Consider the following 11,821-nt stretch of genomic DNA (forward strand, 5'->3'; position numbering starts at 1 on the left):
TGCAATAACAGCTTGTTTTATATTTGGAAGAATGATTTTAAAAAATACTCCAATTGGATTAGAACCTAGATTTAATGCTGCTAATTCAAGATTTCGATCAAAGCCATTTAAACTCGTTAATACCGTTACGAATACTAAGGGAATAGCTATTAAACTATGGCCAATGACCATGCCTGCTGTCGTACCAACAATATTAATTTCCGAATAAAATCTATACAATGCTATACCAACAACGATTACAGGAATCATCATTGGTGAAACCATAATGGCCATGAATATTTTTTTTCCATTAAAATTTAAACGGTAACAGCCTACCGCTGCCATTAAACCAATAATAAGTGACAAAATTGTTGAGAAAAAGGCAATTTCTAAACTTCTTAGTATAGAATCCACCCATAAGGTTTCGGAAAATAAATTATAAAACCATTCGAGTGAAATTTCCTTGGGGGGAAAAATAAAAAACTTAGAAGAGCTTAATGACAATGGAACGATTATTAAAATAGGAAAAATCAAAAATAAAAGAATAATAAATACCACAATAAAAAGCCACATATTAATTCCTCCCCTTCGAAAAGCTAGTGTTAGCAAAAATTGCCGAAACACCTAGCAAAATGAAAGTAGCAATTAATAGTATGATTGATAAAGTCGCTGCAAAATTCCAATTTAACACTACACTTACCTGATCACTAATTAACTCTCCAACCATTGTATTATTGGAACCTCCTAAAATAGACGGAGTAACATAATACCCAATTGACATAACGAATACGATTAATGAGCCTGAAAAAACGCCAGGCAGTGAAAGCGGCAAAAAGATATTCATGAAGGCTTTCCAAGATTTTGCCCCTAGGCCCTGAGCAGCTTGAATTAATCTTAAATCAATTTTTATCATACTAGAATATGCTACCAATATCATATACGGTAGTAAGATATGGGTCATCCCGATGACAACTCCTGTGGTGTTATATAATATTTTTATTGGTTCATCAATAATTCCGATCCCTATTAATATTTGATTAATAACCCCATTTGAACGAAGAATGATCATCCAAGAGAATGTACGCACTAGTAGGCTAATCCAAAAAGATATAAATACAATCCCTATTACGATATCTTTTACTTTTTTAGATTGCGTTTTTACCAAAAAATAGGCAACAGGATAACCTAATAGTAAGCAAATAATTGTAACATAAAGACTGATTTTAAAAGTATTTAAGAGAACCTTTCTATAGACCTCTTCGGTAAAAAATCTTGTTATATATTCTAAAGTAAATCCGGTTTCATCATAAACGCTTAATCTTAATAAGCCAGCGAGGGAAATGCCAAGAAAAATAAAAATATATACTAATGGAAGTATAAGTAGTAACCATTCCATCATTGGTATTTGGTACCACTTGGGATAAGTTGGTTCATTGACCGTTTTAATGATGTCCTTCTGCACACTGTCTAATTTATTTTCCATTTTTATTTTTTACCCTCCTTGCAGCATTATTTTAAGAATTAGAAGGGATAGGATAGACAATTCCAATCCTATCCCTTTTTTTATTTTAATAACCATTGTTGGAATCGTTCGTTAACAGAATCAAAGTTTTCGAACCACCATTCAGAATCTATAGCTACTTGTGTGTCTGATTTGCTTTCAAACGCTTCAATTTCGGCTAACGCCTTTTCATCATCAATCATTTCTTTTGCTTTTGTATTTACTGGAATATATGGAAGTTCCATTGAATAATTAGCAGTAGACTCAGCCGTAGTCATAAAAGCAATAAATTGCATAGCCAACTCTTTATTTTTTGCTCCTTTTGGAATAACCCATGAATTCGCATGAGAGGTACTACCTGCATATTCAATGTCCATAGGAGCTCCATCTTGTCTTGCGACGACCACCCTGCCGTTCCACGCATCAGCTAATGGTACCTCTCCACTAGCTAATAATTGAATCGGTTCTGCTCCCGATGACCACCAAATGATGTGCTCTTTGATTTTATCTAAACTATTAAAAGCTCTATCGATATCCATTGGGTAAATATCCGTAGGTTTTACACCATCCGCCATCAAGGCTATTTCTAACAAACCAACTGGATAATCCCACATTGCTCTCTTACCAGGGTATTTGTCTGTATCCCAAAATTCCGTCCAATTTTTAGGGTGTTCACCCTTTTTTATCATGTCAGTATTATAAGCGATTGATCGTGAATAAATTTCCGCACCCACTCCATATTCATCCACGGTCCAAGGTAAAATATCGGTTTTATCAATGACAGAGTAATCAAGTTTTTCCAAAAGCCCTTGGCTTACTCCTCTCGGAACAAATTCTGTTTCTGCTGACACTACATCCCACTCTACATTGCCGCTATCAACCATAGCTTTTAATTTTCCGTAATCTGGCGGTGTTTGACTTATTACCTTAACTCCATACTCTTTTTCAAAACGCTTTATATAGGCTTCTTCTCGTCCCTTATGTCCTTCCCCTCCCCAATCCACTAATACCAATTGTTTACTTTCTGATTTAGCTCCCTCTTTTTGTTCAGTATTTGATTCCTTCGCACATGCTGTTAACATTAAAAGCAGTAATAATAAAACCGCTGGAACTGTTTTTTTCATTTCCTTCCCCCATCTCAAACATTTATTTGAATTCTCAGTGAATTAATATTGCATCATTTTTTTTCCAGCCGATTAACGCCCTCTTGCCTTCCAATAAAAATTCCCCTTTTTTTACAGGTAGCTTTAATGACAATAAGTTCCCTTGAAAATCAGTATCTATTTTAATTGCATCACCTAGATAGGTTTTCTTAACAACCTGTACTTCAATTGAATTGTTTTCATGAAAGTCTTCTTTACATAAATCAATATTTTCGGGCCGGATAGCGATAAAAACCTCATCCTTTTTATCCTTCTTCATTTGGTCCAAAAACGATTGAGTTACTTTTGCTTTCACAATTAGATTATCTCGAATCTTCACACGGGCCATTTGTTCGTTTATTTCTAAAAGTTGTCCATTAATTAGATTATTTTCGCCTAAAAAAGTTGCAACAAATCTATTATTTGGGAATTTATATAAATTTACAGGTGTATCAACTTGTAAAATCTTTCCGTCCTTCATAACACAAATTCGATCTGACATGGTTAACGCTTCTTCTTGATCATGGGTTACTGCAAGAGTTGTTGCTCCAACATAATCATGAATTCTTTTCATTTCAATTTGCATATGATTTCTTAAGTTTTTGTCAAGAGCTGAAAGTGGTTCATCTAGAAGTATAAAAGGAGGTTTAAAAACGATTGCGCGTGCTAATGCAACCCTTTGCTGCTGACCGCCTGATAACTGTGATGGATATCTTTCGGAATATTCCTTTAGATCTACCAATTCTAGAATCCGATCAACCATTTCTTTAATTTTTGCCTTATTAATCTTCCTATTTTTTAAAGGATAGGCGACATTATTATAAACAGTCATATGCGGAAAAAGGGCATAGTTTTGGAAGACCATTCCTATATTTCTTTCATATGACTTTTTCTTTGAAATATCCTGGCTATTGATTAGAATAATACCTTTGTTTATTTTTTCAAATCCTGCGATCAACTTCAGTAATGTAGTTTTACCCGACCCACTGGGTCCTAAAATAGTCATAAATTCTCCCTTTTTAATATTGAGAGATACATTATCTAACGCTTTAAAATCTTTATAAAGTTTTGAAACATTTTCTATTTCCACCCCATTAACCAATTTTCTTCCCCCTTAATGCAGTATTAAATAATTCAAAGAGAAAAACATGACAGCCCTAATGATCTTCCAAAGGGCTGTCTGTTTCTATTATTTATTTTTATCGTTTTTGGTTTTTAAACTTTCATTAACACCTAGCGTATTCTATTTTCAAAGGCTGTGATTGATTGATCTAAAATATCTATGATTTCCTCAACTTCTTCTTTATTAATAATAAGAGGTGGAGACATGACTACAATTTCGCGATTAGAACCAATTCCACCCCTTAGTATTAACTTTCGATCAAAGCATTCATTTGCTACAATAGCCCCAGGCTGCACAGAAGGATCAAAATGTTTTTTTGTGTCACGATCCTCATAAAGGTCAAAAGCTCCTAACAATCCTATCGCTCTTGTATTGGTTACACTCCAGTGCTTGCTTTCTAAATATTGCAGTCCTTCCCTTAAAACCTTTTCCATATAATTAACATTTGCTACAATACCTTCTCTTTCAATGATCTCCAGATTTTTTAGACCGACTGCACAAGCTGTTGGGTGTCCGCTGTATGTGAACCCGTGTGCTAAAATCCCATCATAGTTCTTGAAAGTATCCCTAATTTCGTCCTTCATTAAAACGCCGCCTAGTTGGGAATAGCCGCTTGTGATACCTTTTGCAATACTCATAAAATCAGGAACAACATTCCAGTGATCAACGCCAAAAAGTTCCCCTGTACGGCCGAAACCGCATATGACCTCATCTGCGATAAATAAAACATTCTTTTCGTCACAAAGTTTCCGAACCGCTTGTAAATATCCTTCCGGCGGGATATTTACACCTCCTGAACCTTGAACTGGTTCGATAATGATAGCAGCAACCGTATCCTCGCCCTCTTTTTCAATAATATCTCTTATACACCCTTCATAATTTGGATCTTTTTTATCCCCTAATTCACAATTGGTTAAAAAAGGCTTTGCATGATAAACACCATTAATATTTGAACCAGAAAAATTATGAAAATGTGGAATAAAAGTTGCTGTTTGCGCACCTATTGTAACTCCATGGTAACTGTTTTCTATGGCAATTATTTTTGTTTTTGCTGGCTTCCCTTTTAAAATCCAATAAAATCTGGAAAGCTTAATAGCTGTATCGTTCGATTCGGATCCGCCAGAAGTATAAAATATTGAATTAAGATCCCCTGGTGTAATTTGTGACAATTTTTCCGCCAGTTTGATCGCTGGTTCATTTGAAAAACCCTGGAATGAAGAGCTAAATGCCATTTTAGACATTTGTTCTTTTGCTGCTTCGGCAAGCTCTTTTTGCCCATGACCTAAATTTACATTCCAGAGCATGGACATCCCATCAATATAAGTATCACCATTCGTATTTTTTACATATACGCCGTTTCCTTCTGAAAAAATGATGTTTGGTCCATTTTCAAAATGAGATTTCTGATGTGTCGTTGGATGAATATAGTGTTTTTTATCCAATTCAGCTAATTCCTTCGTTTTCGATTGTAGCCTTTGCCCAAATTTAGTCATTTAAATTCCTCCTAAAATAAATTTTTTTCAACATAACTTTTCCCGATCAACAATATTTACATTAGTTTTTAATTGAAACGGATATCAATTTGTATTCCAAGTAATCCTCCAAACCATATTTTCCTCCTTCTCTTCCAATACCACTTTCTTTTACCCCGCCAAATGGCGCCTGTACCGCGAAAGGGGCAGGATCATTCACACCTACCATTCCATACTCTAATTTTTCAGAGACCCTATATACTCTGGAAACATCATTGGTATAAAAATATGAAGCTAGACCGTACTCTGTATTATTTGCTTTTTCGATTACTTCGTCCTCATCTGTAAAGCGAATAAGTGGAGCTACAGGACCAAAAGTTTCTTCATGGACCACTTTCATTCCTTCTGTTACATCAATTAATACCGTTGGGGCATAAAAATAACCATATGCATAATCTCCATTTGTCAATCGATTTCCGCCACATAAAACCTTGGCACCATTATTAACTGCATCTTCAACATGCTCATGGACTTTAGTTAATCCGCTTTCATTTACTAATGGTCCGATTTGATTTTTTTCATCTAAACCGTTTCCTATCGTTAATTTTGATACCTCTTCGTTTAATTGATTAGCAAACTTTTCATAAATGGAATCATGAACATAGATTCTATTAGCGCATACACACTGCTGTCCGGTCGATGCATATTTGCTGCTTACCGCTCCTTTAACGGCCAATTTAATATCTGCGTCCTCAAAAACAATAAACGGAGCATGCCCTCCTAATTCCATTGATACCCTTTTAACTGTATCGGCCGACTGCCGTATTAATTTTTTTCCTACCTCAGTTGATCCAGTGAATGAAATTTTTTTAACATCACTGCTTTCCATTAATGCTTCAGCAATCGGTGCAGAATCCCCAATTACTAGATTTATTACTCCCTCTGGCAAGCCAACATCTGAAAAAATCTTGCATAATTCAACAGAAGATAAAGGTGCCTCCTTAGAAGGTTTTAAAACAACTGTACAACCAACTGCTAAAGCGGGACCTAACTTCCTTGCCCCCATGGACAATGGAAAGTTCCACGGAGTGATTGCTCCTACTACTCCAACAGGCTGTTTAATGGCTGTAAATCGTTTGTTTGGCGCATTTGCCGGTATTGTATCTCCGTAAACCCGTTTACCTTCTTCCGCATACCATCTAAAAAATGAAATGGCACTCCCCACTTCATATCTTGCACCGTGGATGGTTTTCCCCATCTCCATTGTTATAATTCTAGCTAAATGTTCCTTCCTTTCTTCTAATTTCTGAGCTATTTTATTTAGATATTCCGATCTCTGTTCTGCTGTTAAACTTGACCATGAAGAAAAAGCATTCTTTGCTGCTTGAATAGCCTCTACCGTCTCTTCCTTTCCGACAAGGTACACTCGATCAACAATTTCACCAGTTGCTGGGTTTTTAATATTTAAGGTTTTTTCTGTTTGAATCCATTTATTATTAATAAACATTGTATCTTCTCCTTAATGTTATTTGAATACACGGATAAGAATGAATATTCAGTAAATTTTTTCCCTAAATGTCCAAAAACTACTTTGTAATTTAATAACCTTATCGATCGCTTCTTTTTGATAGCTTGTTACACTTGTTGGTAATTCATGATTGCCTATTACAAACGGGTCCTCCACTCCAGAATCTATTTCACATAATTCTTCAATAATTCTTAGAGTACAAAACGGTACATAGGAAGCACTATATCCTCCTTCATGACAAGCTACAATACGGCCATTACAATGTTTATCTGCGATTTCTTTCATAATAGCTGTCATTTTTCTATATCCTTCTGCTGTAACAATCATACGTCCCATAGGATCAAACATACTTGCATCTTGGCCTGCAGAAATTAAAATTAACTCCGGTTTAAATTGGTCAGCCAATGGCGTTACTATCTCTTCCATAGCATAAATATAGCCAACGTCCCCGGTTCCCGCAGGCAATGGAATATTGACATTATAACCATATCCGTTATCTGTACCAGTATTTTCAGCTGCTCCGCTTCCCGCGGGATAATAATTTTCTTGATGTATTGAAATATATAATACCTCATTATCGGAATAGAAAGCTTTTTCTGTGCCATTTCCATGATGAACATCCCAATCAAGAATTAATATCCTTTTGAGACCATATTTTTTCTTCGCATGTAAAGCTGCAATTGCTATATTATTGAATATACAAAACCCCATCCCTTCGTCACTTTCCGCATGATGGCCTGGTGGTCTGATCAAAGCGTATGCATTTCTTACTTTTCCTGATAGAACATGGTCTACAGCTGTAATTGCTCCCCCAACTGTTTTTAAGGCAATCTCATAGGATCCACAGCCGACAATTGCAGATTTACCTGCATCTCCGCCAGTTGTTTCACTTAAAATTTTTACTTTTTCAACATAGGAGGGCGTATGAAAATACTCTACTTCAGTCCTAGTTGCTTCCCTTGGGCTAATCGTTTTCAATTCATTCATAATCCCGCATCTTTCCAAAAGATTTTTTACTCTCCTTTTTGTTTCTGGATTTTCCGCATATATATAAGGTTCTACATAACCCCCTGCTTTCCTGCCAAGAGCACCATTTCCTGGATTGTGCCAAAAATAACTTTCATCACATAAAAAAGCAGTTTTTTTGTACAAATATAAAACCTCCATATAAATTGTTTTTAAATTTTTTCTCTTTTCATAGATATATGATTCTATATTAAATTTAGTAGAGATGGCATGTAACAAAATGCCCTGAAGCCATTTCTTTTCTCACCGGTATTTCTTTTTTACAAATATCCTTTGCCTGCGGACATCTAGTATGAAATACACAGCCTGATGGCGGATTCATTGGTGATGGAATATCTCCCATCAAAATAATTCTTTCTTTTTTTTTCTTTGGTTCAGGATGAGGGACTGCAGATAGAAGAGATTGGGTATATGGATGTAATGGATGTGAAATCAAACTATCTGTGGACGCCTCTTCTACAATTTTACCTAAGTACATAACTACGATTCGATCTGAAATATGTCGTACAATGCTAATATCATGTGCAATAAATAAGTAAGTTAACTTAAACTCATCTTGTAATTGTTGCAGTAAATTAATTATCTGGGATTGAATTGATACATCCAGTGCTGAAACAGGTTCATCACAAATGACCATTTTTGGATTAAGGATCAGTGCTCTAGCTAAACCTATGCGTTGCCTTTGGCCTCCAGAAAACTCATGTGGATACCGATAATAATGGTCTATACGTAATCCTACTTTTTCAAGAATATCTAGTACCCGATCCATACGTTCTTCTTTCGTACCTTTTTTGTGAATTATAAGCGGTTCTTCCAATATAGCACCAATTCTCTTTTTTGGATTTAGCGATGAATAGGGATCCTGGAATACCATCTGCATTTCCTGCCTAATATCTTTCATTTCATTACCGTTTAATTGAAAAATGTCCTTGCTATTATAATAGGCAGCTCCTTCAGACGGTTCAATTAATCTCAATAATGTTCTCCCAGTAGTACTTTTTCCGCATCCGGACTCTCCTACTAATCCCAAAGTTTCTCCAGGGTATAATTTAAAAGATACATCATTAACTGCCTTTACTTCGGCTTCCATTTTACCCAAAGGATTTCTTATTGGAAAGATTTTTTTTAACCCTTTCACTTCAAGAAGAGGGTTGATCTTTTTAGTTATTTGCGTTGACATAGCCCACCTCACCATTTTCCAAAATTCCCCTATAATGCCAGCACCTTACTTTTTGCCCTTTTTGATAGGTTTTTAATTCAGGAAGTTCAGATCGACATTGTTCATCAGCAAACGGGCATCTAGTTGAAAATCGGCAGCCACGCGGAATGTCATTTAATGAAGGTACCGTACCCTCTATTACATGAAGTTTTTGGGATCTATCACCATCCATTTTTGGTATCGATTTTAAAAGGCCTCGTGTATAAGGATGAAGCGGGTTTGAAAACAGATTTTCTATATCAGCTTCCTCAACAACCTGGCCAAGATACATAACCACTACTCGAGTACAAATTTCTGCAACAACCCCAAGGTCATGCGTAATAAAAATAACACCCATTTTCATCTCTTTATTTAATCTAACAATTAAATCTAGAATTTGCGCCTGTATTGTAACATCTAATGCTGTAGTTGGTTCATCTCCAATTAAAAGCTTAGGCTGGCATGCGAGTGCCATTGCAATCATTGCACGCTGCCTCATTCCTCCCGATAATTCATGTGGATACTTATGAACCATTTTTTCCGGAACTGGAATGCCAGTTAATCGAAGCATCTCAATTGCTTTTTCATAAGCGACATTTTTACATAATTTTTGGTGGAGTATAAAAGCCTCTGCAATCTGATCACCAATTGTGTACACTGGGTTCAATGAGCTTAATGGATCCTGAAATATTATTGAAATATCATTTCCCCTGATTTTTCTTATATTTGATTCGGACATTTTGAGCAAACTCTTTTCTTGAAACAAGATTTCCCCTTCATATTTTACTAAATGCTTCTCATCAAATAATCTAAGTATTGATTGTGACATAACACTCTTTCCGCAACCTGACTCACCTACAACACCTAATATTTCTCCCTCTTCAACGTGTAAGCTAATTCCATCTACCGCTGTGACCAGCCCTCGCTGAGTATGAAAATGGGTTTTCAAATCATTGATTTGTAAAAGTGGATGATCGGACATTAAAATCCCCCTATTAAAAAGTGTTTAAATCAGGACACTTAGGTGCATATTTTTATTACTTGGTTTATTTTGAGTGAGGATCTAGAATATCCCTTAATCCATCGCCAAATAAATTTAATCCTAAAACAGATAGACTGATAGATATCCCTGGAAAAACAACCATCCACCAAGAGGAAAAAATAACGATTTTTCCATCATACAAAATATTTCCCCAGCTTGGATCTGGAGTAGGTACACCTGCACCTAAGAAGCTCAATGCAGCTTCAACAATAATTGCATTTGCGAAAATAAATGTCGCCTGTACAATAAGAGGAGATAATGTATTAGGAGCAATATGTCCCCAGATGATTCGAAGTGGAGAAGCTCCTTGTGCTTTCATTGCTTCAATATAGGTTTCTTCACGAATAATTAAAGCAGATGAACGTACAACCCGTGCAACATGGGGGATATAAACAATTCCTAAGGATATAATGACATTTCTAATACTTGGGCCCAATGCGGCCATGAGTGCAATGGCTAATAAAATGGCCGGAAATGACATGAGCCCATCACAGATTCTCATCAAGATATTATCTAAATAACGATAATAACTGGCATAAAGACCTATAATCATACCAAATATAGATGTAATTATAGCAACCGCAAATCCTACACCCATTGATACCTGGGCACCGTATGCTATTCTTGCAAACAAATCACGTCCCAAATTATCTGTCCCTAACCAGTGAACTAAACTTGGCCCTACTAATCGTTCTTCAGGTACCATTTCATAAGGATCATAGGCTGATAACATAGGTCCGATACTCGCAAGAAGAGTTAGAAATACAATAATCACTATTCCGATTATTGCTAATTTATTTGAAAAAAAGCGTTGTATAAACAATTGTCTTTGCTCTTTTTTTAAATCTTTTTTAAGGGAAACCATTTGAATGTTATTTAATGCTGTATTCATCTTTCGACTCCCTTCTACTTATTATTTAGCCGTACCCTTGGATCAAATAAACCATATAACAAATCAACTACTAGATTTATAAACACATAAACCATAGCCACAAATAAAACAATTCCTTGGATGACATCAAAATCTCTACGTGCAACAGAGTTAATAATTAATTGACCGATACCTGGAATATTAAATATTGTTTCAGTAACAGCAGCACCAGCAACTAGTATTCCGAATGACTGACCTATTACAGTTAATATAGGTAAAATAGCATTTCTAAATGCATGCTTATAAACAACACTGCTTTCTTTTAATCCCTTTGATCGTGCAGTTTTTATAAAATCCAAATTCAAAATATCCAACATTGCAGTTCTAGTCATTCGTGCTGTCAGTGCAATTTGCATACTCCCCAATGCTATAACCGGCATGATCAAAAATTTGAGATGTTCCACTAAGCCCTTGCTTAGTGGTGCATAACCAGCAACAGGCAGCCATTGCAACTTACCGGCTAGTAATAAAATGAGAAAAAGTCCTAACAAAAAGCTTGGTACAGCGAGTCCCATTAAAGATAATCCCATAAAAAATTGATCCAAAAAAGTGCCTTTGCGCCTAGCAGCTATAATTCCAAATGGAATACCAATGACAATTGCAATTGTTTGGGCTAATATCGAAAGGGAAATTGTAGGCCCTAAATGAGAAAGAATTGCTTCCATAACGGATTGCCTCATAAAGTATGAATAACCTAAATCCCCTTGAAAAACCCCCAATATCCAGTTAAGGTATTGCTCAAGAATTGGCGCATTTAAACCGAGTTGATTTCTTAATTCTTCAATTTGGTCAGGTTTCGCTAAACTTCCAAGAATCGCTGCTGCTGGATCTCCGGGAGTTAAATGTACGATCATAAAAACCATTATAGAAACAATAAAC

General features: G+C 35.8%; 11 protein-coding genes. All 11 read right to left on the reverse strand.

The genetic code is table 11. The features are described 5' to 3' along the window. Positions 1–552 (reverse strand): ABC transporter permease (locus tag V7149_RS21400; protein WP_335347616.1); only part of this gene is annotated, 552 nt, incomplete at its 3' end. A gap of 1 nt (position 553) precedes the next feature. Then, positions 554–1,462 (reverse strand): ABC transporter permease, encoded by a 909-nt coding sequence (locus tag V7149_RS21405; protein ID WP_335347617.1) that lies wholly within the window; start codon positions 1,460–1,462, stop codon positions 554–556. An 80-nt stretch (positions 1,463–1,542) separates the two neighbouring features. After that, positions 1,543–2,604 (reverse strand): ABC transporter substrate-binding protein, encoded by a 1,062-nt coding sequence (locus tag V7149_RS21410; RefSeq protein WP_335347618.1) that lies wholly within the window; start codon positions 2,602–2,604, stop codon positions 1,543–1,545. A gap of 34 nt (positions 2,605–2,638) precedes the next feature. Continuing rightward, positions 2,639–3,712, reverse strand: a complete 1,074-nt coding sequence (locus tag V7149_RS21415) for an ABC transporter ATP-binding protein (protein ID WP_335347619.1) — start codon at positions 3,710–3,712, stop codon at positions 2,639–2,641. 143 nt (positions 3,713–3,855) lie between these two features. Continuing rightward, on the reverse strand, positions 3,856–5,238 hold the full coding sequence (locus V7149_RS21420) for an aminotransferase family protein (RefSeq protein ID WP_335347620.1): 1,383 nt from the start codon (positions 5,236–5,238) through the stop codon (positions 3,856–3,858). A 61-nt stretch (positions 5,239–5,299) separates the two neighbouring features. Beyond that, complete coding sequence (locus tag V7149_RS21425; RefSeq protein ID WP_335347621.1) at positions 5,300–6,724, reverse strand: NAD-dependent succinate-semialdehyde dehydrogenase; 1,425 nt, start codon at positions 6,722–6,724, stop codon at positions 5,300–5,302. Positions 6,725–6,772: 48 nt separating this feature from the next. After that, positions 6,773–7,897 (reverse strand): class II histone deacetylase, encoded by a 1,125-nt coding sequence (locus V7149_RS21430; RefSeq protein ID WP_335347622.1) that lies wholly within the window; start codon positions 7,895–7,897, stop codon positions 6,773–6,775. Positions 7,898–7,967: 70 nt separating this feature from the next. Beyond that, on the reverse strand, positions 7,968–8,951 hold the full coding sequence (locus tag V7149_RS21435; protein ID WP_335347623.1) for an ABC transporter ATP-binding protein: 984 nt from the start codon (positions 8,949–8,951) through the stop codon (positions 7,968–7,970). Beyond that, on the reverse strand, positions 8,932–9,951 hold the full coding sequence (locus V7149_RS21440) for an ABC transporter ATP-binding protein (RefSeq protein ID WP_335347624.1): 1,020 nt from the start codon (positions 9,949–9,951) through the stop codon (positions 8,932–8,934). The genes V7149_RS21435 and V7149_RS21440 overlap by 20 nt, the downstream gene beginning before the upstream one ends. Positions 9,952–10,015: 64 nt before the next feature. Further along, positions 10,016–10,903 carry an ABC transporter permease gene (locus tag V7149_RS21445; protein WP_335347625.1) on the reverse strand — a complete coding sequence of 296 codons (888 nt, stop codon included), beginning with the start codon at positions 10,901–10,903 and terminating at the stop codon, positions 10,016–10,018. A gap of 14 nt (positions 10,904–10,917) precedes the next feature. Then, the coding region (locus V7149_RS21450) for an ABC transporter permease (RefSeq protein ID WP_335347626.1) at positions 10,918–11,821 on the reverse strand (904 nt) is incomplete at its 5' end.

The sequence above is a fragment of the Bacillus sp. JJ1503 genome, from assembly GCF_036965125.1.
In the GTDB taxonomy this organism is placed as follows: domain Bacteria; phylum Bacillota; class Bacilli; order Bacillales; family Cytobacillaceae; genus Cytobacillus.

What these genes read in the sequence shown, in the direction of transcription:
- V7149_RS21435 (WP_335347623.1), bottom strand. Translation starts at nt 8,951, where the DNA reads ATGTCAACGCAAATAACTAAAAAGATCAACCCTCTTCTTGAAGTGAAA.
- V7149_RS21410 (WP_335347618.1), bottom strand. Translation starts at nt 2,604, where the DNA reads ATGAAAAAAACAGTTCCAGCGGTTTTATTATTACTGCTTTTAATGTTA.
- V7149_RS21405 (WP_335347617.1), bottom strand. Translation starts at nt 1,462, where the DNA reads ATGGAAAATAAATTAGACAGTGTGCAGAAGGACATCATTAAAACGGTC.
- V7149_RS21425 (WP_335347621.1), bottom strand. Translation starts at nt 6,724, where the DNA reads ATGTTTATTAATAATAAATGGATTCAAACAGAAAAAACCTTAAATATT.
- V7149_RS21445 (WP_335347625.1), bottom strand. Translation starts at nt 10,903, where the DNA reads ATGAATACAGCATTAAATAACATTCAAATGGTTTCCCTTAAAAAAGAT.
- V7149_RS21440 (WP_335347624.1), bottom strand. Translation starts at nt 9,951, where the DNA reads ATGTCCGATCATCCACTTTTACAAATCAATGATTTGAAAACCCATTTT.
- V7149_RS21420 (WP_335347620.1), bottom strand. Translation starts at nt 5,238, where the DNA reads ATGACTAAATTTGGGCAAAGGCTACAATCGAAAACGAAGGAATTAGCT.